This window comes from Caballeronia sp. GAFFF1, from assembly GCF_023630705.1.
Taxonomy (GTDB): domain Bacteria; phylum Pseudomonadota; class Gammaproteobacteria; order Burkholderiales; family Burkholderiaceae; genus Caballeronia.
This window is the reverse complement of record NZ_JALQEM010000037.1, coordinates 1-25,427: the sequence shown is the minus strand read 5'-3', so window position 1 is coordinate 25,427 and position 25,427 is coordinate 1. Positions and strand designations below refer to the sequence as shown.

22 protein-coding genes and 1 pseudogene are annotated in these 25,427 nt (G+C 58.5%); 19 read left to right on the top strand and 4 right to left on the bottom strand.

Features of this window, described 5'->3' with window-relative positions; translation table 11 throughout:
- The first annotated feature begins 81 nt into the window (after positions 1–81).
- On the top strand, positions 82–684 hold the full coding sequence (wrbA, locus tag NCR37_RS22290; protein ID WP_250474991.1) for an NAD(P)H:quinone oxidoreductase: 603 nt from the start codon (positions 82–84) through the stop codon (positions 682–684).
- A 100-nt stretch (positions 685–784) separates the two neighbouring features.
- Positions 785–1,198 carry a DoxX family protein gene (locus NCR37_RS22285; protein WP_250474990.1) on the top strand — a complete coding sequence of 138 codons (414 nt, stop codon included), beginning with the start codon at positions 785–787 and terminating at the stop codon, positions 1,196–1,198.
- 733 nt (positions 1,199–1,931) lie between these two features.
- Here the strand turns inward: NCR37_RS22285 and NCR37_RS28430 are convergent.
- Complete coding sequence (locus tag NCR37_RS28430) at positions 1,932–3,305, bottom strand: methyl-accepting chemotaxis protein (protein ID WP_284506980.1); 1,374 nt, start codon at positions 3,303–3,305, stop codon at positions 1,932–1,934.
- Between the two features lie 274 nt (positions 3,306–3,579).
- Between NCR37_RS28430 and NCR37_RS22275 the strand changes: the two genes are divergently transcribed.
- Entirely contained in the window at positions 3,580–4,368 is a 789-nt protein-coding gene (locus tag NCR37_RS22275; RefSeq protein ID WP_250474989.1) for a putative bifunctional diguanylate cyclase/phosphodiesterase, read from the top strand.
- Positions 4,369–4,924: 556 nt separating this feature from the next.
- On the opposite strand, the gene NCR37_RS22270 is transcribed toward NCR37_RS22275, so the two are convergent.
- Both NCR37_RS22270 and NCR37_RS22265 read right to left on the bottom strand, forming a co-directional pair.
- Complete coding sequence (locus NCR37_RS22270) at positions 4,925–5,956, bottom strand: EAL and HDOD domain-containing protein (RefSeq protein WP_250474988.1); 1,032 nt, start codon at positions 5,954–5,956, stop codon at positions 4,925–4,927.
- A 357-nt stretch (positions 5,957–6,313) separates the two neighbouring features.
- Positions 6,314–8,392 carry a putative bifunctional diguanylate cyclase/phosphodiesterase gene (locus tag NCR37_RS22265; RefSeq protein ID WP_250474987.1) on the bottom strand — a complete coding sequence of 693 codons (2,079 nt, stop codon included), beginning with the start codon at positions 8,390–8,392 and terminating at the stop codon, positions 6,314–6,316.
- A gap of 573 nt (positions 8,393–8,965) precedes the next feature.
- Here NCR37_RS22265 and NCR37_RS28425 point away from each other — a divergent pair.
- Positions 8,966–10,504, top strand: coding sequence for a methyl-accepting chemotaxis protein (locus NCR37_RS28425; protein ID WP_284506979.1), 1,539 nt, complete (start codon positions 8,966–8,968; stop codon positions 10,502–10,504).
- Positions 10,505–11,110: 606 nt separating this feature from the next.
- A complete protein-coding gene (locus tag NCR37_RS22250; RefSeq protein ID WP_250474986.1) occupies positions 11,111–11,437 on the top strand; it encodes a hypothetical protein in 327 nt (108 codons plus the stop codon).
- A 783-nt stretch (positions 11,438–12,220) separates the two neighbouring features.
- Here NCR37_RS22250 and pdxR read toward each other — a convergent pair.
- Positions 12,221–13,708, bottom strand: a complete 1,488-nt coding sequence (gene pdxR / locus NCR37_RS22245; RefSeq protein ID WP_250474985.1) for a MocR-like pyridoxine biosynthesis transcription factor PdxR — start codon at positions 13,706–13,708, stop codon at positions 12,221–12,223.
- Between the two features lie 112 nt (positions 13,709–13,820).
- Here pdxR and NCR37_RS22240 point away from each other — a divergent pair, with 112 nt between their 5' ends.
- From NCR37_RS22240 to NCR37_RS22175, 14 genes and pseudogenes are all read left to right on the top strand, one after another.
- Positions 13,821–14,459: an FMN-binding negative transcriptional regulator gene (locus NCR37_RS22240; RefSeq protein ID WP_250474984.1), complete on the top strand. Its 639-nt coding sequence runs from the start codon at positions 13,821–13,823 to the stop codon at positions 14,457–14,459.
- Between the two features lie 566 nt (positions 14,460–15,025).
- A complete protein-coding gene (locus NCR37_RS22235) occupies positions 15,026–15,475 on the top strand; it encodes a hypothetical protein (protein WP_250474983.1) in 450 nt (149 codons plus the stop codon).
- A gap of 677 nt (positions 15,476–16,152) precedes the next feature.
- Positions 16,153–17,379: a trans-sulfuration enzyme family protein gene (locus tag NCR37_RS22230; RefSeq protein WP_250474982.1), complete on the top strand. Its 1,227-nt coding sequence runs from the start codon at positions 16,153–16,155 to the stop codon at positions 17,377–17,379.
- Between the two features lie 128 nt (positions 17,380–17,507).
- Positions 17,508–18,110, top strand: coding sequence for a helix-turn-helix domain-containing protein (locus NCR37_RS22225; protein ID WP_250474981.1), 603 nt, complete (start codon positions 17,508–17,510; stop codon positions 18,108–18,110).
- An 88-nt stretch (positions 18,111–18,198) separates the two neighbouring features.
- Positions 18,199–18,945: a B3/B4 domain-containing protein gene (locus NCR37_RS22220; protein ID WP_250474980.1), complete on the top strand. Its 747-nt coding sequence runs from the start codon at positions 18,199–18,201 to the stop codon at positions 18,943–18,945.
- Between the two features lie 218 nt (positions 18,946–19,163).
- Positions 19,164–19,922: an ABC transporter substrate-binding protein gene (locus NCR37_RS22215; RefSeq protein WP_250474979.1), complete on the top strand. Its 759-nt coding sequence runs from the start codon at positions 19,164–19,166 to the stop codon at positions 19,920–19,922.
- A 55-nt stretch (positions 19,923–19,977) separates the two neighbouring features.
- Complete coding sequence (locus NCR37_RS22210) at positions 19,978–20,667, top strand: ABC transporter permease (RefSeq protein ID WP_250474978.1); 690 nt, start codon at positions 19,978–19,980, stop codon at positions 20,665–20,667.
- On the top strand, positions 20,664–21,377 hold the full coding sequence (locus NCR37_RS22205) for an ABC transporter permease (RefSeq protein ID WP_250474977.1): 714 nt from the start codon (positions 20,664–20,666) through the stop codon (positions 21,375–21,377). Before NCR37_RS22210 ends, NCR37_RS22205 begins: the two co-directional genes overlap by 4 nt.
- A gap of 18 nt (positions 21,378–21,395) precedes the next feature.
- Positions 21,396–22,163, top strand: coding sequence for an ABC transporter ATP-binding protein (locus NCR37_RS22200; protein ID WP_250474976.1), 768 nt, complete (start codon positions 21,396–21,398; stop codon positions 22,161–22,163).
- Positions 22,164–22,289: 126 nt separating this feature from the next.
- On the top strand, positions 22,290–22,610 hold the full coding sequence (sugE, locus tag NCR37_RS22195) for a quaternary ammonium compound efflux SMR transporter SugE (protein WP_250475185.1): 321 nt from the start codon (positions 22,290–22,292) through the stop codon (positions 22,608–22,610).
- 148 nt (positions 22,611–22,758) lie between these two features.
- Positions 22,759–23,931 (top strand): M20 aminoacylase family protein, encoded by a 1,173-nt coding sequence (locus NCR37_RS22190; RefSeq protein ID WP_250475184.1) that lies wholly within the window; start codon positions 22,759–22,761, stop codon positions 23,929–23,931.
- Positions 23,932–24,073: 142 nt separating this feature from the next.
- Positions 24,074–24,460, top strand: coding sequence for an IS66-like element accessory protein TnpA (gene tnpA / locus NCR37_RS22185; protein WP_250474975.1), 387 nt, complete (start codon positions 24,074–24,076; stop codon positions 24,458–24,460).
- Entirely contained in the window at positions 24,427–24,795 is a 369-nt protein-coding gene (gene tnpB, locus NCR37_RS22180) for an IS66 family insertion sequence element accessory protein TnpB (protein ID WP_250474974.1), read from the top strand. The genes tnpA and tnpB overlap by 34 nt, the downstream gene beginning before the upstream one ends.
- Positions 24,796–24,860: 65 nt before the next feature.
- A pseudogene (locus NCR37_RS22175) lies at positions 24,861–25,358 on the top strand (transposase domain-containing protein); the annotation flags it as partial.
- Between the last annotated feature and the right edge of the window lie 69 nt (positions 25,359–25,427).

The window sequence follows — 25,427 nt, the reverse complement described above, 5'->3', positions numbered from 1 at the left end:
TAGGCCAAAAGTTCGCGCGGAGCCGCAGTGTAATGAAGCAGCCGTTTGAATCCGTCGGACGGCGTTTACCTAGGAGCAGTCATGGCAAAAGTACTTGTACTCTATTATTCAATGTACGGTCATATCGAGACGATGGCCGACGCGGTAGCCGAAGGCGCGCGTTCCGTGCCCGGCACGGAAGTGACGATCAAGCGCGTGCCTGAAACAATCCCAGCTGAACAGGCTGCGGCTTACGGGGCCAAGCTCGACCAAAAGGCGCCCGTCGCGACACCGGACGAACTGGGCGATTACGACGCAATCATCTTCGGCACGCCGACGCGTTTCGGTAATATGGCCGGACAAATGCGCACGTTCCTTGACCAGACGGGGGGCCTCTGGATGAAGGGCGCGCTGGTTGGCAAGATCGGCAGCGTTTTTGCATCGACGGGGACACAGCATGGAGGTCAGGAAACGACCCTCACGTCGTTTCACAGCACCCTGTTGCATCAGGGCATGGTGATCGTGGGTGTGCCTTATGCCTGTGCAGGCCTCACCAACATGAATGAGATTACTGGAGGCACGCCGTACGGCGCGACCACGCTGGCAGGCGCTGATGGCAGCCGGCAACCGTCACAGAATGAACTGGAGATCGCGCGCTATCAGGGCAAGCATGTGGCCGAGGTCGCAGCGAAAATCGCCGGTTAACCGATGGCGTTAGGGGGCGGCGGTCCAACGCCTCCCTTTTTATTGAAATTCGGGCTATCTCCGCATCAGCGGCGGCCCCCATTTTCAAACGGAAACTACGATGCGATATTCACTCTTTGGACAACGCAAAGACGAGTTAATCCTGGTTGCGCGGGTGCTGCTGATGGTCCTGTTTGTGATCTTCGGCTGGAGCAAATTAACAGGTTTTGCGGGCACGGTTGGTTACATGGCAGCGGAAGGCGCACCGGTTCCCGCGCTCTCCGCCCTCGTTGCGGTCGTGATGGAGTTCTTTGTCGGACTTGCGATTGTCGTCGGATTTTATACTCGTCCGCTTGCGTTTCTTTTCGCGTTTTACACCCTAGGCACAGCGGTCATCGGGCATCATTTCTGGACGATGGCCGGCGCAGACCGAGCGGCGAACGTGATCAACTTCTACAAGAATGTCAGCATCATGGGCGGACTCCTTCTTCTGTGCGTAACTGGCCCGGGCAAGTATTCCGTCGACAGGAGGTGATGGCGTCGCAGTTGACGGTTGTAGCACGCCTTTGATGTGGTAACGTCCGACCTGCGACGAAGGCTCAGCACGATGCCGCGCGGACGCAAGGATTGGGTGCGTCCGCAGCTTTACCGACACGGGCATCGCCTATGGCGCGACTCACTGGGTGAGAGGCTCATTTTGCTTGCCGCGCGGCACATGGTCCCCACTTGCCGCACATTCTGAGTTAGTGATGCGGGTTGCTCTAAACGAGCGATCGCACATCCCAGCACCGGCGCGTTCGCGCGGAAGTCAGGCCCACGCCGCAAATATCAGGACGCTCTCCGCGCCTGCGCGGACCTGTGATTGGTATAACACATGTTCTCGCCCGGCACGCCCGCGTGATGTGGCGGCCGTTTAGCAGAGTGATGACATTCGCCAAAACTGCCTGAAGGTCCGGACAGGGCCTGCAACCCATTGGCGGCTCGACGAAGCCGACGTTCGACTGCACAAGCTCGCCAATGACCGCTAGTTGACCTGCAGCAGCCGCGCTGAGGTCAACCGGCGAATGTCCGCTAAGGCGGGCAGGTTCAACCGGTCGAATGTCCGTTCGAGCTGGCAACCGGCCATAGCCTCAGCACTGGCTCGAAAGGCGGTTATGGGTCGGCAAGAGACGTTTGTGGCAACCAGCAACGAACGTCCGAGAAGGGTCGCTAAGCGCCGGCGGCGCCGCCCATACGACTAAGCTCTAACAGCCGTCAACCCACCGGCGTTAGGTTGGGTTTCGCGAGTCCAACTCGAAGACGCTCACCACGCGGCGCAACTCGCGGGTCGTCTGGTGAAGCGACGTCGCTGCGGCGGCTGCGGCGACCACTTGCACTGCATTACGCCTCGTGCCTTCATCCATTTGCGCGATCGCGGCGTTGACTTGCTCGAACCCCGTCGCCTGGCTGTTGCTCGCCGTGGTGATCTCGCTCATGATTTCGGCCACACGGCGGATGCCCTCGACCACGTCTTGCATAGTCTCGCCGGCACTGCCGGCCAGATGGGTCCCAGTCGTCACGTTGTCAACGGAATCTTCTATCAGCGCCTTGATCTCCTTGGCTGCAGTCGCGGAGCGCTGAGCCAACGTCCTGACCTCCGAGGCGACAACAGCAAAGCCGCGGCCGTGTTCGCCGGCGCGTGCCGCCTCGACGGCCGCATTCAGGGCCAAAATGTTGGTCTGGAAGGAGATGCCGTCGATTACGCCGGTGATCTGTGAAATCTTTTTCGCCGACAGTTCGATCGCGCCCATCGTTTCTACTACCTTTGCCACTACAGTGCCGCCTTCCCCGGCCACGGCCGACGCCGCATTAGCGAGGCTGCTAGCCTGCTGCGCATTTTTCGCGTTGTGGCCCATGGTGGCAGTCAGATGCTGCACGGAGACGGCCGTTTGCTGCAGGCTCTCGGCTCCGCTTTCCGTGCGATGACTCAGCTCGGCATTGCCGTGGGCAATTTCCGTCGCGGCACGCTCGACTTGCGCGGTGTTTTCTGAGACTTCCTGCAGCGCTGCCCGCAGTTTCGTGATTGCCGCTTGAAGCGCGGCAGCCGTCGGAGACGTGGTCTTGATGTCACCGACCGCGAGGCAGACGCGATCCTCGCCGAGGATCCGATGAATGATCGTGGACACTTCGGCAGCGTCCGTTGCCGCGAACTGGAGTTGGCGCGCGAGCACGATCTCAATCGCGGTTTGCAGGACGACGTATGCGGCGTGCCCGACAACGCGAAAGAAGTCCGGCCGTTGCGTACAGAAAACTTGGAAGTTGAGCGCTTGCAACCTGTCGAAGAGAACGTGGTGCACGGCGAAGAAGCCTGCGGTGAGCACAATCGGCCGCCAGTCGCGATAGACAAGCAGCAGGCCAAGCAGCACAAACACCCCGAAGTGGAATTCAGTTGCGCCATGCGCCAATTGGATGTGCACCGCCACCAGCGCAGCGTTTGACAGCGACAGCATTATGCTTGACGCCGTGCTTCCTCTGAACCCGAAGAACGCGACGCTGCCCGCGATCAGCAGGGAGGCGCAGCTCGCCACGGCGAGCGACGTCTCGTCGTAGTGTTGGCCGATGATCAACGCCGCAAGTGCAGAACCGAGCAGCGTCGCGAACATGAACAGGTCGGCCCGTTGAGACCAGGGACTGCCCTGTGCGGAGGCGGCCGATTGCAAAGCGGGAGGAGGGAACATAGGGTTGTTTGAGCAGAAGCCTGTTTGGTGGCGCCGCTATGGAGCGAATTGGCCAGGCAGGGGCGCTTCACACAGCTAACGGCACGTCATAGGCAAACTTGACGCTTGCGCCGTGTCGGAGTTGGCCGTACCGTCCGCTACCAGTTCGACGTCCTTGCTGTTCGGCACCCACGTCTAGCGCGCGGCGCGTCGAGCGCAGATGGAGAACGATCTGCGTCGTGCAATCGTCGACCAGGAACTGTTCGTCGTTTATCAGCCTGTAGTCATGCTCGAGCTCACCGTAGATCGGCGGGCGTTCCCGCCACATGCGGCCGCTGTCGAAGCACTCGTACGGTGGCGCCACCCCGTCCGGGGCGTCGTGCCGCCGGCAGAATTCATCGGCGTCGCGGAGGAATGCGGCGCAATCGGCGCGCTGGGAGAATTTGTGTTGGACACCGCGTGCCGCCAGTTTGTCGCATGGAAGAGAGACCTGGGGCGGCTCGCACCCCGTCTACTAGCGGTCAACCTGTCTCGCGCTCAGTTAAACGATGGAGGGTTTGTCGCCTATGTTTCCCGTACGCTGCACGACAGCGGCATGGACCCCGCAGAACTGCAACTCGAAGTGACGGAGAGCTTGGCCGCGCAGGATGAATCCGTCCAGGCCAGGTTGCGGCAGCTTAAGGAGCTTGGACTGACCTTGGCGCTTGACGACTTCGGGACGGGCTATTCGTCGCTTTCGAGCCTGCACCAGCTACCAGTAGCTACTGTCAAGATCGACCGGTCGTTCGTCAGCCAGGCAGTAGAAAGCGCGCACCATCGAGTCTTGATAGAAGCCACCGTCCGTGTGGCCGTCAGCCTAAACATTAACACGGTCGCGGAGGGAGTCGAAAGCGACGCGCAGGCGTCCGTCGTCCGCGCGCTGGGCTGTGAGAAAGGCCAGGGCTATTTTTTCAGCAAGCCGCTTTTGCCGGAGAGTCTTGTCGATTGGTTGAGAAGCAATGACAGTTGAGCCAATGTTGCGCCCACCCCGCGGAGGCACGTTAGCGCCCGACCGGGCCGCGCCCGAAGGTTTCCCCGCACGCAAACGCGACTTGCTGTGCGTTTTAGATTGCGGAAATGCTTCGGAGCAGATTGGCCAGGTCAGCCATAACCGTGGCAAAGCTATGTTGCTGTGTGATGGCGCTAAACGCATGCATCGGCGATCGGCCACGGGTCGCCTCGTCTCCAATGCCGACGAACTGCGCATGGGCATTGACATGAGTGCTATCGTGCGAAATGCCGGCGAAATGCAACCGCAGTCAAACGGTGTGGCTTTGGTCTAGAAGTCGAGAGGTTGGAGCCAGCGGGATGTGACGTGCTGAAGTCTTAGATGACCGACGATGCCTAACGCACGCCTCAGCAGGGGTGCCGTCATGCTCGTCGGGGCGTAGTCACGCTGCAGGACGTGCGAGCGCTTATGGTTCCTCGAGCCGCGGCCCAAACCGGCTCTTAAGCTTGCACTATCGGTCACATTGCGACAACCGCCCAACAAGCCGACATTTGACGTCATTTTTCACCTAAGATGCTTACGGCTGGTAAAACAGCGGCGCGAGTCGCCCAATGACCTCGGCACCGAACGTCTCGAAATCTTGGCTTTTGTCCAGCGCATGACCTCGCTCTAGCGATTCTGCGATTGACAGCAGGTCTCCCAACGCGCCCTCGCGGTGGGTAATTCCTTGGCGAATCTGATCGCTAACGGGCAGCGACGACACGAATTCGTTCAGCGGCAGCCCGCTGGGAATGTGTGCGAGCGAAAGCAAGCCCGTCAGATACGCCGCCTGGCAGAAACCGGTGTCCATGCCAAGCGACTTTCCCGCTCGTTCCATGAATACCGCTCGCCGATGCACCAGTTGCATGAGAGGGTCGACTATCCCGGCCCCTGCACTGACCTCTCCGTAAAGCAGGATGCCGCACCAGCGAACGAGCTGCTGGGTGCCCACCCGCGTGACGGCTTGAGCGATCGAAGTGATCGCCTCGGTCGATGAGCGGTTGTATCGGCTGCTGTTCGCAAGACGGAGAATCTGCAGCACGAGTGAGGGCGCTGACTTCAAGCAACGTTCGATCTCCGCTGTCGTCGCTTCGTTGATAAGCAGATTCAACGCCCGGAACACGGCCGCGAATGTCGGTGGAATCTTCTTCGCAGACATCAATTGCGGTCGTGCGAAGAAATATCCCTGGAAAAGATGGCAACCGGCCTTCAGGGCGACCTCGTGATCGGCACGCTCTTCGACTTTCTCAGCGAGTACGATCTTCTTTTGGTCCTTGAAATGGGCGACGAGATCGGCGACGCCTGCCGTCGGGACGAAAGGCCAGTCGAGTTTCACGATGTCTACGTGGCGCAGAAAACTCGTGAGGTCGGGCGTTACCGACCGAACGTCGTCAAGTGCGATGCGGAACCCGGCCCGCCTCAGCTCTGCGCACCGAGTTCCGAGTTCAGGGGTCAATTCCGTATCTTCGAGAACTTCGAGGATGAACCTTTCTGGCGGAAGCATTGCCAGAAAGTCCGAGTTCAGGAATTCACCGGTGCAGTTGATCGCACCGTCTGCCCCTTCGAGCACTGCGTCGACTCCGAGGTCGCCGAATGCACGCTCGATTACCGCCGCGGTACTGGCGAAACCTCTGCAGCGCCTGAGCTGAAGTCCGCAGAGTCGCGAAATAGCAGTTCGTGAGCGACTACACCGCCGGACCGATCAACGATCGGCTGCCTTGCCAACAATACGGAGTCTGTCATCGCGATTTGAAGAAGAATTAGGAGCTGTCGCTCATCTGCAGGCTGTTCGTCGGCGCGGAATCAGCGGCCCTGGCCGCAGCATCGTTGTTCCCTCCGGCACGGCCGCGCAGATATCATCAGCGAAGCCTGAATAGAGTCGTCGAACGGGCTGCAGCGAGGGAACTTCGCCGTTCAGAATTGGCGGCTAGGACGTTAGTTCTGAGGCCTGTGCAGCAGCCTCGAGGAAATTCTCTGCGCTCATCGGTCGGCCTAGCAGGTACCCTTGAAAAGAGTTGCACCCCAACGTCGTCAAGAATTCTTGCTGCTGCTGCGTCTCGACACCCTCCGCAACTATCGTCAGGTTCAGCGTGCGTCCGAGCGCGACAATGGCCGACACGATGGCGGCGTCTTCTGGGTCTTGCGGGAGGTCCCGCACGAAGCCTCGGTCTATCTTGAGTTCGGTGGCAGGCAGACGCTTCAGATACAACAGGCTCGAGTAGCCCGTGCCGAAGTCGTCAATCGATATCTTCACGCCCATTGAGTTCAACTTGTCCAGCGTGGCAAGGCTCGCCTCAACGTCGCGCATCGCCGTCGATTCGGTGATTTCGAGAGTGAGCGACTGCGGAGCAAGCTGGTGTCGCGCGAGCGTGTCGGACACCGTGTCAACAAGCCCGGCATGGCCAAATTGCAGCGACGATAAGTTGACCGCGATCGTCCATCCCGCGTTTCCAGCGTCGAGCCACGCCTTCATCTGACGGCAGGCCTGATCGAGCACCCATTCCCCAATTGGAACGATCAAACCTGTCTTCTCAGCAAGCGGAATGAAATCTCCTGGCGGGATGAGTCCAAGAGTAGGGTGCTGCCAGCGTACCAGAGCCTCGGCACCGATCACCGGGCCGCGCGGCGCGCGAAACTTCGGCTGGTAGTGCAGGATAAGTTGGCCGCTGGCAATTGCACTGCGCAAATCGTGCAACAGCTGCAGTTGGTCGTGGACGTCCTGTTGCATCGAAGTCTCGAAATAAGAAAACCTCGCGCGGCCAGACGCTTTCGCGTGGTACATCGCAGCGTCTGCGTTGGACAGCAACTCGTGTTGGTCCTGGCCATCGCCGGGGTACATAGCGATTCCAATGCTGCACGATACCCGCAGTTCATGCCCGCCCGCTGTCACCGGCGTTTCGACCGCGCGAAGTATCTGCTGGGCCACATCGGCCGCATCGGCGGCCTCCAACACCGGGGCAATGACGACAAACTCGTCTCCGCCGAAGCGCGCGACAGTATCTTCTCCGCGGACAGCCTTCCCGAGCCGCTGCGCGACCTCGCGCAACAGTATGTCGCCGATGCGGTGGCCGTACGCGTCGTTCACGGCCTTGAAGCCATCAAGATCGAGAAACATGACGGCGAACATCGCGCCTTGGCGCTCGGCTGCCCCAATTGCCCGGTCGAGGCGATCTTCAAGCAGCACGCGATTCGGCAGTTGCGTGAGGCTGTCGTGCAGAGCCAGATGACTCAGCTCCCGGTTCGCGTTGGCCAATGACGTTGCGAGCACCGACGTACGAGCTTCCAGACGCAGGTCGAGAATGGACGTGATGAGCGCAATAGCCAGCACCGCGAGCGTACCGACGATGATCACCGGTGCAAGCCACAGGCTGCTCGCTCCATCCCTAGCCGCACGACAGATGCTGCCGACCGGGAATTCCGCGGCAAGCATGCCCGTGTAGTGCATGCCGACGATCGCGGCGCCCATGACGAGGGCCGCGCCCATCCGAAGCTTGCGAGTGTGTCCGCCTTCTCCACGCAGCCGGAACGCGATCCATAACGCCGCACCCGAGGCGGCAATGGCGATCGCAACCGACGCAGCAAACATAAAAGAATCGTAGTGGATTGCCGGCGTCATGCGCATGGCGGCCATCCCCGTGTAGTGCATTGAAGCCACGCCGGCACCCATGACGACCGCCCCCCCGAACAGCCGGCTCACGGGCAATGTCGGCTGACAGACAATCCAAAGCGCAAACGCCGACAGTGCAACAGCGATCACGAGGGAGAGCAGGGTGATGCCTGTATCGTAGCCCGTGGCAATCGGCAGGCTGAAAGCGAGCATGCCAACGAAATGCATCGACCAGATGCCGATGCCCATTGCAGTCGCCCCGCCCCCCAGCCACCACGGCTCGGCTCTCGCCGTCGCCGTTGATATGCGACCAGCCATGTCAAGGGCCGTGTACGACGCAAAGACGGCAACAATGACCGATGAAATGACCAGCGCGGGGCTGTAGGTGCCAAAGAGCATCTAGGATTCGCTCACGTTCGTTGAAGGCCTCTGGTCGGCGGCCCTTGGGACGGGGTACGGGATCACTGACCACCGAGGCAATATAACGACTCGTTAGCGAGTATCTTTAACCAGATCGTTAAAAGACGACGATGCCCGCCACGTTCGGCGCCCGACAGCCGGTATCCGTCAACCCCGGCGGCTAGTTAGGTTGCTACTGTGGCGAGAGGGCGCTCGCGGCAGCGTCAGCGGCGAGCAGTCCCCATCTTTTCCATGATCCTGCAAGGTGTCCAGCGCATAAGGGCAAGCGATTGGTCAGCGATCTAAATGGTCGGCGATAGCCATCCGCTGTACTTGACGATAGGACCGGCTGCGACAGGTATTTCTCAGCGGCTAAACGTTTGCGTCGTCTGTTCAGAATCTGTTCATCTTCAGTGATTGCAAAACTTGTCGTAGACAAGCGGCGGGCGCCGACACCGGATGCAGGGCTGTGTCCATTGACGGCAAGTTCGGTCGACGCCGCATCCCGTTGAGGCAAACAAAGAACGAGACGACCTCCTCAAGGCATGTCGTCGCCATGGCTAAAGGAAAAAAATGTCAAGAAGAACAAGTCTCAGATTCCGGCTGTATGTGTTGATCGCTGCAATCGGCCTGGCATTCGCCGCGTCAAGCGTCTGGTCTGCAATGCAGTTGCGCCAAGCTCTCATTACGGGTCACGCGACGGAGTTGCAGCACCTCGCCGAGTCAGTGCGCAGTTTGATAGTCGCGGAGCAAGCCAAGGTTGCCTCGGGCGACATCACAGATGAGCAGGCGCGCGCAACGGTGCTCAAGCAAATCACTAGCATGCGCTACGGCGACGACGGCTATTTCCTCGCGGAATCCGAGGACACGATCATGTTGGCGCATCCGAACTCTTCAATGATCGGCACGAACGTTGGGGATTTCAAATCGGCGGACGGCAGATTTATCTGGCGCGACTTCGTGCGCCTCGCGCAAAGTAACGGTCAAGGCCTGTACGACTACCATTTCCCCCGTCCCGGAGCGACGGTTGCTGAGCACAAGCTCACCTACTACTTCTACGAGCCGAAGTGGCACTGGGTGATTGCGACCGGCGTGTACCTTGCTGACGTCGACGCCGCGTTTCGTGCATCGCTCGCAAAACAGATGGGGATGACCGTCGGGATTGTCGTCGCGCTTTTTGTCCTGATAAGGATCGGCGCTCAGCGCATGGTTCTCGCGCCGATCGGCGAAGCGATGAAGGCGTGTGAAGCCATCGCCGCCGGCGATTTGACGCGCGATGTCTCAACATCCGCGTCCGGTGAGATCGGCCACTTGCTGAGCGGGTTGAGCACGATGCAGGACAGGCTTGCGAAGACGGTTGCGGCAATCGGAACGTCGAGCGAGGCCGTGCGCACAGGGGCGCGGGAAGTGGCAGCAGGCAGCACGGATCTCTCATCGCGCACCGAACAGCAAGCAGCCTCGCTGCAGGAAACGGCAGCGAGCATGGAAGAGCTGACTGCGACGGTCAAGGCAAACGCCGAACATGCGACTCACGCCAGCAGTCTCGCTGACGACGCTAGCACGGTAGCGCGTGAAGGAACCTTCATCGTTCAGAAGGTGGTTGAGACGATGACTGACATCCGCGACAACTCAGGAAAGATCGGAGAGATCATTGGCGTCATCGAAGCGATCGCGTTTCAGACCAACATCCTGGCGCTCAATGCGGCGGTCGAAGCGGCGCGGGCAGGCGAGCAAGGGCGCGGCTTTGCGGTGGTAGCAAGTGAAGTTCGAGGCCTCGCGCAGCGCTCCTCAATTGCCGCCAAGGAGATAAAGCAATTGATAGACACTTCGGGCTCGCGAGTACAGGTGGGAGCCGCACTTGCCGCCGACGCCGGCGAGACGATGCAAAAAGTCGGTTCTGCCATTAAGCGCGTGACCGACATTATGGGCGAGATCGCATCGGCGTCTCTCGAACAAAGTCGCGGTATCGATCACATCAACCAAGCGATCTCACAGATGGACGAAGTCACTCAGCAGAACGCGGCACTTGTCGAACAAGCGAGCGCGGCGGCCGGCATGCTAGAGGACCAGGCCGGACAGTTGCGCGCGGCAGTCGCTGTGTTTCGCACATGATGGTGGTGAGCGCGATGCTGAAGTCGAGCAACGGAACCTAGTTTCCGCGGCCGCGTCTGAATGCGGCTAGCTTTTTGATTCGGTGAGCCGGCGCGCCGCGCGCCGATGGTACCTACCAGTCCTTGGATAGGGAAGACTGCTTTCGACGCCAGCACACCGGAGCCGGCGCCGGCACTGTCAAACTGGTGACATCTCGGGCTTCACCGCCTGCGCTAGGGCGCCCCCCATTAACAAACTCGCAACGCCTTCAGATGCCCGAGCTTTCAATTCCCGCAAAAGACTTCGGTCCATGGCAGTGGAGAGGCGCTTCGCGGCGGCGGACGTCAATTCTTCGACTGAACGGACGCAGACGTTGCCTGCCGCTTGCCTTGCGGTCAAGGTCGCCTAGGCAAACTGCATGGCGCCTTGCAGGCCAGGAGGTACGCCAATGAGTGCGCTATGGCGGACCTCGACAACCGAGATCCGCCGCAACTGGACTTGCGTTCCAACGTTCCCCCCCTGCGCCGAGCCCGGCATGCAGCTCCGTACCAGGTTCCGTTCGCCCACAGGTACTGACGTAGACGGTGCACTTATTGCTCGAGCAGCGTTACAGACGAAAAAGGGACTATGAAAGCCACAATTCTTTCCAACCAACCAGCGCCTCCCGATTCCCTTGCCGAGATTCATCGCTTCGAGTTTGTGCTTGACGATGGCACCGGCACCTTGGTCAATGAACGGATCTCCTTGCGCACTGCGCGAGTGATCGTGGAGAATTTGCCTGACGGCAATGCATTTATCAAGATGCTGCGCTCGATCGTAGCGACTGAAACGACTGGGTACGACCAGTTGAACAACAGTGTCTATCTTGACGACCACGCGCCCGGTGGGGACGGTGTGGACGGCACCTGGCCTCGCCGCTGGACAGGAAGCGATAGGTCGAAAACCCTGACCTAAGACAATTGGACGGGCTGTTGCTGGCTGGTCTTGTCCGTCAGATTGGCCGGGCCGAGACTTTGACTCGTCGCGCTCTTGGCTGAAGAATGTTGCCGTTGGCAGTGTAATATGGGAAAAATCGCTATAGCTTGAGAGAGCCGGCTATGGAAAGTCAGTACGAGGTCCTCTACAAGGGATGCACTCTGTCGCCCGTCGCTATCGATGACGGCGAGTACTACACCGCGATGGTCGTTGTTAATACCCCTGATGGCGACAGACGCGCGAGCGGGTCACTGGGTCAATTTCAATGCGCTTCGTCGGCGAGGCAGTTCGCGCTTGCTTACGGGATGGCGGATGTTGACCATCGGGAGCGCCGATTCAGGATTGCCGGCTCAGATAACGCTGCTCTTGCGGCGAACGGCGCGAGCAGTGGTTCTAGTCCTCGACCCTCAGAAGATTCCGCAAGCCGGTAACCCGCGCTCTAACCGAGCATTCATCTGCCGCGTATTGGCGTGGCATCAGCTTCTACGACGTGCAGAACGTCGGACGCGCAGCGGCTAGATGCTCAAACCAACGAGTTATCAGCATTAGACTTGCCGAGCGTACCGGCCTTAACCGGCTTTTGAGACGCCGATGGCCTATAGGCTCCGGACGGCAGAATGTCCGCGGCGTCAGCGATCAGCAAAGGCCGCCACCACGGTAGTGCTGGCTGCGTGGTCAGCCCGACGCGAGCAACGCTCACGGCAAAGCGTTCGATGGGTCGTCGCCACCGCAGCGGCGCAGCAGGGTTACCTGTCGATACAGTCAGTGGGATGTCGTACTGATAACCTCCGCAAGCCGTTCCGTTGAAGCCTGGATGTGCGCGTCTTTGAATCCTCCGAATCCCAGAACGAGCCCATGTCGTTCCGTACCCGGCGCGTACATTGGGGACAATGGGCGGACTGACACGCCGGCCTGTGCTGCGCGCTGCGCCACGACACGGTCGTCGCAATTTCCAGCCAACCAGAGAACGAGATGCATTCCTTGGTCGCCTGGCTCAACCCAAGCGAGCTCACGAGGAAGAACGCGTTCTAGTGTGCGGATTAGGTGGCTTCGTTGGTCGCCGTAAACTTTTCGAACGCGTTGGATATGTCGTTCCAAGTTTCCTTCGGCGATGAAAGCGGCCAAAGTGTACTGGTCCGCGCTCGGTGGATGCCGGTCCATCAGGATGCGGGCACCGCAAAACGCATCGACTAATTGGGCCGGTGCGATAACGTATCCAAGCCGTAGAGACGGAAAAAGGACCTTACTAAAGGTGCCCAGATAGATCACGCGATCAGGGACTTGCCCTTGGAGCGACGGGAAGGGGTAACCCTCGTAGCGTAACTCGCTGTCATAGTCGTCCTCGATGATCCAACTACCAGCGGAGCGGGCCCAAGCGATCAAGGCGTTGCGTCGTGGCATGCTCAGCGGCATACCGAGCGGATATTGATGCGATGGCGTTACGAACGCCGCGCGCGCGTGCGGCGCGATGCGAATGCCGGCCGCTACGTCGATGCCTTGATCATCGACAGGAATCCGGACCATCGCTTGTTGATGGCCCATGCTCTCAAGAATCGCGGTTATGCCGCGATAGGCAGGGTTCTCGATCCAAACTTGGTCAAGTGCGTCAACCAAGACCTGGCAGGCCAAGGATAAGCCCTGTTGCGTACCAGTTGTGACGATAACCTGGTCGGGCTCACACCGGACCGAGCGCGACTTGCGCACATGGTCGGCGATAGCCGTCCTTAGCGGAAGCGCACCGAGTGGATCGGCGTAGCCAGCTGGTGCACCCGGACCTCGAGCTCGCACCCTGTTTCCGAGCCGACGCCAGATATCCGAGGGCGCGGTACTGCCAATGGGCACGGAAACCGCAAAGGGGACCGGCGGCATCGGACGGAATTCCGACGCTATATGCGCGAAGGCTCGAGCACGCTCAGACATCTTCGATAGGTTTTCAGAGCGAGCGCCGCTAGGCGCCGCACATGTGTCGGGTACCCGCCCGAGCGCGCTCGCGACGCTCGTCCCGGAGCCGTGTCTGGAGTTTAGTAGACCTTCAGCAATGAGCTGCTCATAGGCTTCGACCACGGTTCCACGACCGATCTGCAAGGTACTGGCGAGCATTCGCGTCGATGGCAACAGGTCACCGGGCTGCAATGTGCCGTTGCTGACAGCTTCTCGCAACGCGGCGATAAGTTGACGGCCGAGGTCGCCGCCGGTGCGATCTACTTCCTGCAGCCACGGAATGTCCGCCGCGCGGGCAGTTCGCGCCATTCTGGTCTCGTCAATTTGTTAGAAACTGGTCCTTCAGGATAAACCAATTCTCGTCCAAAGTGCGGCGAGCCCCTCGATAGGGCGTTGATTACTTCATAAAGAGGTCGCTGCCATGTACGTTCCGCCGCAATTCACCGAATCCGATGTCAAGGCCCTGCATGCGCTCATCGTGCACCGCGCGTTTGGCACACTTGTGACCCACGGCCGCAGCGGACTTGATGCGAACCATCTGCCGTTTGAACTGTACGCTGCCGAAGATGGGTACGGGACGCTGCATGCCCATGTGGCGCGCGCGAACTCGGTCTGGCGTGACGTTAGTGACAACGATGAAGCGATGGTTATCTTCAATGCTGGAGACGCTTATATATCCCCTAGCTGGTACCCGAGCAAGCAAGAGCACCATAAGCAGGTTCCGACATGGAATTACGTGGTGGTTCACGCTCACGGGAGGATCCGTGTTCGCGACGACAAGAAGTTCGTTCGCGGCGTCGTTGCACGGCTTACGCGCACGCACGAAGCGCAAGAACCAAAGCCTTGGAAGATGGGCGATGCTCCGCCTGACTACCTTGAAGCGCAGTTGGACGGAATCGTCGGCCTGGAAGTGGAAATCACCCGGTTGGTAGGCAAACGGAAGCTTGGCCAGCATAAGGAAGCACGTGACATCCGTGGCCCGGCCGAGGCGCTCGTCGCTCGCGGAAATCTTGCCATTGGCGACGAAATGTTGGCCTGTGCCGCGAAGAAGGGCGTCTAAGCGCTGTACCGCCGTGACAGCCTTCAGCTCGCGGCAACACGCGACGAGCCGTGTGCAAGCGCAAGCTGCGGCTCGCCTATGTCTCCCGCGACAGTCAGTCAATGTTAGCTAATTGGTTAGCGGCCGCGTTACATAGTGCCCTTTGAGGCCTGAGCCTGCGGCCCGTCTATCGGTGCGCGCAACTCACAGGTCGCGTCAGAATTTGTCGATTTTCCGCCAGACGCCCGCCTCCTAAAATGACGACGGGCGCCGGCGAGTGTCACCGACCGATGGTTGTGTTGCACAGAAGAGCGGCGGATGACGGCGCCAGTGCATTCTCAATGTCGAGGCGTCTGATGTTCCATGATCTAGTAAATGAAGCTCGTCAGCGCGCTGCGGCCGTGAAGGAGGGCTGCGCACACGTTCCACTGTCCCCAGGGCCAAAGTGGATCTGTCGAATCGCAAGTGATATCCCTGACCGAAAAAGCTGGGCTAACGGAGGTCTCCCTGCGGATGTTGCCCAAACGTTGCTTCGTCTTGAACCGGCCAGTGTTAGATTACGCGAACTCGAGAACAAACGCGGCGGCATGCTGGCGCTTTCGGCGTTGGATGCGGAGGGCCGTTACCGCGGATACGCCTATGTTGGACAAGACCGGGTCATTGAGATGGTCGGTGTGATCGGTGCGGGGGTGTGGGGCGACTCGCAGCGTACTTGGTGGCCCGGGACTTATGAAGCCCGAATGCTCAGCATGCTTTCCTCAACGATACGACCACTTCTCGATCAATTGAACCAAGGAAGAACTGCCTACTTGTTTATGACGGTGGCCGATATCGAAGACACTGCAATTGTCACCGACTTCGAGGGCGTAGAGCGTCCTTTCGCTCTTCCTCGCGGAATGCGCGCTGTCGAATTGGAACCGGTCCGCCTTGACGACTCGCCCAGTTCGCGAAGCATGCTGGTCGCTTCGTTCAATAAAGTTAGGGAGGCGGTCGGCCTCCGAAATGCGATTCCCTTCTACCTGAAGGACCCTTGCTGATAGAGCGATAATCCGCAGTTTGAAGCGATCGACAAACGTGTCAGCCGGCTTCGTTACGCGAAACACGCCGCTAGCCCCTCCTGCAATGCGAGCGGTACAAGAAGGCGTGATCTCAATCACGCCCGACTGTGCCGCTTACGGGCAGCCAGCTCAGGTTGGCCAGTCGCGCTGCTTCCACGCGTACGACGCCTATCGACCTGCGGCGGTCCTTGTGCATGTCCCGAACTCCATGTAATCCTTTATTGCACTTTTAAGTTCAATATACTATATTGAAGTGGGCTGGCGGTCATCAGCTAAGACAAAGCTAAGTAGAAGCGCGGCTCGTGCGATGAGCGCCAGAACGATGTTCTCATCAGGCCTTCTCTCGGCTTAGTGACGGTGGCTGAAGCCGCTTTAATAACCAGCGAGGAAGCGAAGCTTAGCCTTTGGAACGCCCGTTGGCACTACTTATTACTCACACTTATGCAGCGTCAAGGGAAGCGGTTCCCCTTCGCGTTTGGGTAAGTGTGACGGCACGCTTCGGCTATGCACATCTGCGTGGAAGCCGACCACGCGACGGGACCTCGCCTTAGGCGACGCGAGCGTCATGATGGGCGCGTGGTCGACATTGCACGTCGGTAGTATCGCGTCGGCAACGACCAGTCGAAGCTTCATAAAACCATATTGATAGGTGACTTATGCTGGAAAACAAAGTCCAAGGGCATCCGGACAAAGAAGACCTTTCCTCGCTGTCATTCGGTACGCTGGCAGTGCATGGCGGCAACATGATGGACGCGACGACTGGCGCTATTCGTACGCCCCTCGTCATGGCCAATTCATATCGCCTCCCAGACGACCCGTCGACTATGGATTGGTCAGACCCGGACGGGCTTACATACACCCGGAACGCAGGGCATAACCAGGTCTGCCTGGAGAAAAAGCTGGCAGCGATGGAGCGCGCGGACGAATGTGCTGTTTTCGCAACTGGCGTTGCAGCGCTATATTCAGTTTTTTTTACGTTCCTAAAAACCGGCGACCACGTCGTGGTCGGCGATGTGACATACGAGGCTGTATGGCGTCTCTTTGAAGAACTTCTTCCAAAGCGCTATGGCATTGAGGCCACGTTCGTCGATATGAGCAATTTAGATGCTGTTGAAGCCGCTATGCGCCCGAACACCAAACTCGTGCATACGGAGACCATTGCGAACCCGACGACGAAGGTGGCAGACGTCGCTGCGCTGGCTCAGATCGCTCACAGCACCGGGGCGATGCTGAGCATCGATGCGACTTTCACCCCGCCGCCGATGTTCCGAGCACTTGAGCACGGGGCCGACCTTGCCATTCATTCTTTGACGAAGTACATCAACGGGCATGGAGACGCCATGGGCGGGGCCGTGATCGGTAGGTCGGCTCTGGTGCGAGCAATCAAGCACGAGGCGTTGGTCGACCTCGGAGGAACCGCTTCCCCGTTTAACGCTTGGCTAATCATGCGCGGGTCAGTAACGCTGCCGCTGCGACTTCCCCGTCAGATGAGTTCGGCTAAGAAAGTGGCAAGTTTTCTAGATGCGCATCCGCGCGTCGCTTACGTGATGTACCCCGGCCTCTTCTCCCATCCGCAGCACGAAGTGGCTGTTCGTCAGTTTGGCGGAGAACACTTTGGCGCGGTGATGGCCTTTGCCGTCGAAGGCGGACCCGATGTCCAGAATCGGTTTGTTTCCAACCTGCGTATCGTTACGTCCGCCGTTTCTTTGGGTCACGATGAAACACTTATTGTCCATGTCGGCGCCGAGGGCAGGGGCGGCTCCGACCGCTACCCAAAGCTGTTCCAAAAATACGGCCATCTCCGCTTGTCGGTCGGGCTTGAAGACGCCGAAGATCTGATTAGCGATCTTTCTCGCGCCCTAGACCAGACGTTTGCGGATTAAACGTGTTAAGCGTCGCCGACAAGCCTTTTCGGGGAGTCGACAGGCGCGGACATGGCATCCCTGCCCGGTGCAGTCTGAACGTACGTTGCGCGCGTGGTACATTATTTTAAACCACGGCAAAAATGCATATGAACGACGTCGACGCAATTAACAACATAGTCGCAAGAAACCTCCTCTCGCAACGGAAAGCGCGAGGACTCACCCTCGACCAGCTTGCGCAAGCATCTGGTGTCAGCCGTGGGATGGTTGTGCAAATCGAGCAGGGGCGAACCAATCCCAGTGTCGCAACACTGTGTCGGCTCGCGAACGCTTTGGTCGTGCCGATATCGAAACTTATCGAACCGGACGCCCAAGGTACGGCGTTCAAGACACGACTTTCCGACGCCTCGGAGCTATGGCGTGGCGGTAAGGGGGGCTCCGGCAAACTGGTGACCGGATTTGATGACCCGTCTGTTCTGGAATTCTGGGAATGGCGGCTCAAGCCGGGGGAATCCTATGACGGAATCGCACATCCATTCGGAACCAAAGAGCTGCTCGTTGTCAGCGCCGGGGCGTTGACTGTCACTGCGGGCTCCGTACAAGAGATTGTCGCTGTGAGAGAAGCGCTGGTTTTTTCAGCGGACGTGCCGCACTGCTACGCGAACTGCTGCAAGGAGGACGCCGTCTTCCAGATGGTTGTCGTCGAGCCGCGGGCGTCGTCGCGTTTTGTTGGCGTCGACGCAGGGAAGTAGGATAGTATCTTGTACTAGTAGTAAATCATATTGAACTTCGCCGGGTTTGCCGCTATAGTGGATCTCATGTCGTCGTCCGGAGCCTTTCGTGCCTTCCGAAATAAAAAACCCCGCCTGCGAGCAATTGGATCGGTTTGTCGTCGCCGAGAGCATTCACACCCGTTTTCCGGAGACGACTATCGTGGTTGTCGTTGCGCTCGGTTTAACGAATAGTCCGGCAAGCGCCGCGAGCGCTATGGCACTTGAGCAGGCGTCCGCGGCTTTGTCGCAAGTTACTACCGCTGACTCAATCAAAGACCATCCGAAAGTCTCCTGCTGGCACGAGGTGTACAAGCGTTTCAACGCTAAACCTCGCAAGTATCCTTCCTCGGTAGAAGCGCTAGCAAAGAGAGCGCTAGGCGACGGTTCCTCCGTACCTTCTATCAACTCACTCGTGGATTTCTACAACGCCCTTAGCCTTCGGCATCTCGTGCCGGTCGGAGGGGAAGATCTCGACGCTTTGTCCGGTGAGCTCGAGCTTCGGCCGGCTAGAGGTACCGAGTTGTTCGACGTCCCGGACGACCCTAATGCTTCAGAAGCGGTCGTGCCCGAAGGGGAGGTGGTCTGGGCGGATAACGTCGGTGCGACGTGCCGTCGATGGAATTGGAGACAGGGCAAGCGCACTCGCCTTACCGAAGCAACGACTAACGCATACTTCATCATCGATTCGGCTGTACCTTCCACGCGAGAAGCTGAAACTGCGTTGATTGTCCAAGAGCTCTACCGCATCTTGAGGGAAGAAGGAAACGCGTCGCACGTCGCGCATCGGCTGCTTAAGGTGGGGGCCGAGGCATAGCTCCAAAGGACGTCGCCGAATCGCTTGCTGCGCTGCTTTCAATTCTTCGCGCCAACCGACTACGTCTATTTCACTACTAGTCGAGAAGTCGAGGTCGACAAAAAGGTCGACTCGGGTCTCCAAGCCTCTGATGAACTAAGGAGTACTACGTAGACGAACGTATTTTTCAACTGAAAAGTACTAACTAGAAGATGTTCCACTATCGGAAAGGAGACGCCATGAGAAAACTGCTTGTTTGTATTGCAATGTCTGTTGCTGCAGTCGGTGCACAAGCGAAAGACTGGTCAACGCTTCGCTTTGGTACCGATGCGACGTATGCCCCGTTCGAGTCCAAGGCCTCGGACGGTAGGCTGGTCGGGCTGGACATTGATCTCGGAAATGAAATCTGCCGTCGTCTGAACGCGAAGTGCGTTTGGGTGGAAAGCGATTTTGATGGGTTGATTCCCGCGCTCAAGGCCAAAAAGTTTGACGGCGTTCTCTCGTCCATGTCTGTTACTCCACAGCGCGCCGAAGAGATCGCTTTTTCGAAAGATCTGTACCTGACGCCCACGCGACTGCTCGCGAAAGCAGGCGCAAACCTGCTGCCGACAGCAGACTCTCTCAAAGGGAAATCTGTCGGCGTTGAGCAGGGGACCATTCAGGAGACGTACGCACGCACTAACTGGGCACAAAAGGGCGTCCGGGTGGTGGCTTATCAGAACCAAGACCAAGCCTATTCGGACCTGATAAGCGGACGCCTCGATGCGACGCTTCAGGATGAAGTCCAGGCCGATCAGGGCTTCTTGAAAACTCCCCGCGGAGTAGGCTTCGCGTTCGCGGGCGACAGGATTAAAACCGGTGCCGCGGCGATCGGCCTGCGGAAGGATGACACTGACCTGAAGGAAAAGATTGACGGCGCGATCTCAGCGATGGTCAAGGACGGCACGTTCCGACAGTTCGAAAAGAAGTACTTCTCGCTCGATCTCTACGAAAACTAATGTGCTTCCGGGCGCGCCACCGTCGGCGCGCTCTTTCACCCTTTGGAACCCACCAATGATTTTTCAGGGATTCGGTCCACTTCTGCTGGCCGGCACTATCGCAACCATCAAGCTGGCGGTGTTGTCATTGGCTGCCGCCCTTATCCTGGGGCTCGCAGGCGCAGCTGCAAAGCTCTCTGCAAATCGCTCACTAACGGTGGCTGGTACTTGTTACACAACCTTAATCCGCGCTGTGCCGGACCTCGTACTGATGCTTCTGCTGTTCTACGGCATGCAGATTTTGTTGAATGAATGTACTGACGCGCTCGGGTGGGACCAAATCGACATCGATCCGTTCATAGCGGGTGTCATAACGCTTGGATTCATATACGGCGCCTACTTTACCGAGACGTTTCGCGGGGCGTTCCTCGCCGTTCCGCGGGGCCAGCTTGAGGCTGGGTTCGCCTATGGAATGAGTGGATGGCGCGTTTTCTACAGGGTGCTCTTTCCGCAGATGATGCGCTTCGCCCTTCCGGGGCTCGGAAACAACTGGCAAGTGCTTGTCAAGGCCACAGCGCTTGTCTCAATCATCGGGTTGTCTGATGTTGTCAAGGCTTCTCAAGATGCAGGGAAGACCACCCTGAATTATTTTTTCTTCACACTGGTGGCAGGCGCCATCTACCTCGTTATCACCACGGTCTCCAACTCCCTGCTTAGCTACCTGGAGAAACGATATTCGGTCGGCGTTAGGAGGGCTTCACTATGATGACGATCATTGCCGAGTACTGGAGAAACTATCTATATTCGGACGGTTTCCAGTTCACTGGACTTGCAATAACGATCTGGCTCCTCGTGTTCTCGATAGTGCTGGGATTCCTCATCGCTATACCACTCGCTGTTGCACGAACCTCGGAGAACACTTTGATCTCCCGTCCCGTGTGGATGTTCACATATGTCTTCCGAGGCACACCGTTGTACATCCAGTTGCTGATGTGTTACACCGGCATCTATAGCCTGAAGTTTGTTCACAACAGTTTCGTCTTAGACGCCTTCTTCCGAGATGCGATGAATTGCACCTTGCTCGCGTTCGCCCTAAACGAGGCCGCGTACGCGACCGAGATTTTTGCGGGGGCGATAAGGGCGACATCTGCAGGAGAAGTGGAAGCGGGACTGGCATACGGGATGTCGCGCTTCAAACTGTACATGAGGGTGATCCTGCCTTCTGCTTTGCGCCGCTCTCTTCCCAGTTACAGCAATGAGGTGATCCTCATGCTGCACGGGACGACGCTCGCGTTTACTGCCACCATTCCCGATATCCTCAAGGTCACACGCGACGTCAACTCGGCGACTTATCTATCTTTTCAGGCTTACAGTATTGCGGCTGTCATGTACGCGACGATTGTGTTTGCACTGATATTCGGGTTCAGGAAGCTCGAAAACCGTTGGCTCTCATTCCTTGCCCCGCGTGGCAAATAACGCTCGAAGAGACATGTTATGTATCAACTAGTGGTTGAAGATTTGTATAAAAAGTTCGGTGATAACGAAGTTTTGAAAGGTGTCTCGATGAAGGCGAAGGCCGGAGACGTCATAAGCATCATCGGTTCCAGCGGTTCTGGAAAGAGCACTTTTCTCCGCTGTATTAACTATCTCGAGCAGCCGTGCGCTGGCCAAATCACGCTTGGCTCCGAAACCATCCGCACATCACGCGACAAAGCCGGCTCTTCTTACGTTGCAGACCGCAAGCAGTTGCAACGCATGCGCATTCGATTGGCCATGGTGTTCCAGCATTTCAATCTCTGGGCTCACATGACCGTTCTTGAAAACATCATTGAGGCGCCGGTGTCAGTTCTCGGAATGAGAAAGCAAGAGGCCACAGAAGTAGCGCGACGGTACCTTGAGAAGGTAGGGCTCCCTAGCCGGGTCGAAAACATGTACCCATCGCACCTTTCTGGCGGACAGCAGCAGCGCGTAGCAATTGCACGTGCTCTGGCAATGGAGCCGGAGGTAATGCTGTTCGACGAGCCAACATCGGCGCTCGACCCTGAACTGGTTGGCGAAGTCCTGAAGGTCATGCAAAAGCTGGCCGAGGAAGGGCGCACGATGGTCGTTGTTACGCACGAAATGGGGTTCGCACGGAACGTATCGAACCATGTGATTTTCCTGCACCAGGGCAAGGTGGAAGAAGAGGGCCATCCACGAGAGATCTTGCGGGAGCCCAAGAGCGAGCGCTTGAAGCAGTTCCTATCTGGAAGTCTCAAATAGCACCGCCGGGCGTGGATAGCGACGACTAGATGCTTGGTTTGTCTTTAAGAACGTGAGAAGTTGTCGCGCTCTAGACGTGCCCCGCTTTCGTTTAACCGAACGTGACACTAGATGGAGGCACTGCGCGTGTCCTGGTTTTTTCTTCTCATTGCAGGCCTACTCGAGGTCGCGTGGGCTTCAGGCCTGAAGGCGTCGGAGGGATTCACTCGCCCGTGGCCCTCGTTATTTACTGTGATCGCCTTTTTGTCGAGCTTTTGGCTCCTTGCGCTCGCGATGCGCCATCTTCCCTTGGGTACGGCGTACGCGGTGTGGACGGGTATAGGCGCCTTAGGTGCCTTCATTGTGGGCATTACGTGCATGGGAGAGTTAGCAAGCGCTGCCCGCATAGTGAGTGCAACCCTGCTTCTTCTCGGTATTGTCGGCCTGAAGCTTTCTTCTGCGGCGTGACGACCGTTGTCCAACGGTCGGTCGAAGTTACCGTTGGGCACGACACACGTCGGCCGTGCTTGTATCGGAAGGAGAATAGATGCGATTTGTACAGTCAGAATCCCAGCCCGCTGGTGACGACCCGTTCGACGGTTCTAAGCATCTGGTGATGCTGCGACGTGAGCTTCATCGGCACCCAGAACTCAAATTCGAGGAAACCAGGACCGCTCGACAAGTGAGATCGTTCCTGGAGGCCCTCGGCATTCCGGTGCACGGAAATATAGCTAAGACCGGTTTGGTAGGAACGATCTACGGGCAAGGCCGAGGCCCGGCGAACCCCGGCCGTTCAATCGGCTTGCGCGCAGACATGGACGCACTTCCCATTCATGAAGCCACCGGTCTTGAGTATTGCAGCGCTAACCGGGGCAAAATGCACGCATGCGGACACGACGGACACATAGTCATGCTGCTCGGTGCAGCAGAGACGCTCGCACGTCGCCCCGACTTTGACGGCACTATTCATCTTATTTTCCAACCCGGAGAGGAAGGCGGAGCAGGCGCGCAACGAATGATCGAGGAAGGCCTGTTCGACTTGTTCCCTTGCGAGGCGGTTTTCGCGCTTCACAATTGGCCCAGCCTACCGGTTGGCAAGATGGGCGTTAGATCAGGTCCTATCATGGCTGAGGCTAAAGCCTTCGAGATTACGATCCACGGACGAGGAGGGCATGCAGCCCTGCCGCATCTAAGCATCGATCCGATTCCTATTGCATGTGCAATTGTTCAGCAACTTCAGACGCTGATTTCGCGGAGAGTCAATCCATTGGACAGCGCCGTTTTGACCGTCGGAAAGATCGAAGCGGGTACCAGCTTCAACGTGATTCCAGACAAAGCCATCATCCATGGTACATGCCGCACACTAGGGAAGACGCTCTCCGAGGACACCGTCGCGGGGATACAGCGAGTGGCTCAAAACGTGGCCGCAGCGCACGAGGCGGAGGCGTCTGTCCACTTCCACTCTGGCTACCCTTGCACAGATAACGATCCGAGTGCTGCCAACTTTATGGGCCAGGTTATGGCGGAGGTCGTTGGCCGAGAGAACGCAGTGCTGGACGTGCAGCCGGCGCTGACCGCGGAAGACTTCAGTTTCATGCTTCAAGCCGTCCGCGGCGCCTATGGCTTCATTGGAAACGCTTCCGCGAATGGCAGCGCCGTACCCCTCCACAATCCTACCTACGACTTTAACGACGGCAACATCGTTATCGGCAAGCGCTTTTGGGACTTGTTAGCCAGACGGTGGTTTCAGGCCAAGTCTTTAGCCTCGTCTTCTACATCGGACGCGTGACGTACTGCAATCACACGTTCGATACGGCTAGTAACCAATCACGAATCGACGTTCGGATAAGAGTAAGCGGCTGGCCAACTCACCTTGATTGTCGGCGAAGCGCTTGGGAGTATCGTGTCCACTAAAGCGAATAAGCGGACACGTGAACACTATCGAAGAAGAGGCGTTGCCGACCCGTCGCCGTCGTCGGCGCTACACCGAAGACTTCAAGGCACGCGTTGTTGCCGCTTGCCAGGGTACCGGCGTGTCGGTGTCGGCGGTCGCGCTGGAACATCGGCTCAACGCGAACTTACTGCGACGCTGGCTTGATCAGGCTGAAGGCAGACTTCCGAAGCGGTTGTCTGAACGCCCGGTAGAAACTCAATCGACACCACTACCAGCGTTCGTTCCAGTTGCCGTGGGGGCAAAGGAGGTAGGCTCGACGGAGATCCGTGTCGAAGTTCGCCGGGGCAATCGGTCGATAACAGTGAGCTGGCCGGTCTCCGAAGCCGCGCAATGCGCGACATGGTTGCGCGAGTGGCTGCGGTGATTCGTGTCGACGAGATCTGGTTAGCAGTTGATCCGCTGGACATGCGGGCCGGCTTCGACACGGCGTTGGGGCGCGTGGTGAAGGTGTTCGGCGCCGCGCATCCGCACCACGCTTATCTGTTCACCAACCGCCGCGCCAACCGACTGAAGGTCCTGGTCCACGACGGCATCGGCATCTGGTTGGCAGCCCGGCGGCTGAATCAGGGGCAGTTCGTCTGGCCCCACGCTAGCAACGAACCCAAGCAGCAGGTGCTCACGCACGAACAATTGGCGGGCTTGGTGCTGGGGCTGCCGTGGCAACGCATCGGCCAGGATGGCGTGATCCGCATCATCTGACGCGTCGGCGGTGACGTATACAGTTCTCCTTCTCGCGTATGCGGGGTTCTGGCAGACTGGTCTGCATGAACCCGCCGGCCGATCTCGACGACCTCAGTCCAGAGCAGTTGCGTGCCCTTGCCACGCAACTGCTCGCTGAGGTCCGCGCGAAGGACCAAGAGGTGACGGAGAAACGCAGAGAACTCGATACGTTGGAACGGGAGCTGCATTACCGGCAAACCCGCATCGACCAACTGACTCACGAGATCTCCGTGCTCAGGCGCCAGCAGTTTGGCCGTCGCAGCGAGCAGATCAACAACGAGCAAATGAGCCTGCTTGACGAGGCGATAGATGGCGACCTGGCCGCCATCGAGATAGAGCTCGAAGAGCTTGAGCCCGCACGCAAGCGCCGACACGAGCAGCCAAAACGCGCACCCTTGTCGCCGCACTTGCCGCGTGTCGACGTCCGTCATGAACCGGACAACACGGTGTGCCAGTGCGGATGCGAACGTGTTCGTATCGGCGAAGACATCAGCGAGAAGTTGGATTACGCACCGGGCGTGTTTACGGTGGAGCTGCGTATTCCACGCCAAACCGAACGCTGATTCCACGGCAAACCGAGCACGGATTCCACAGCAAAGCGAGCGCCGATT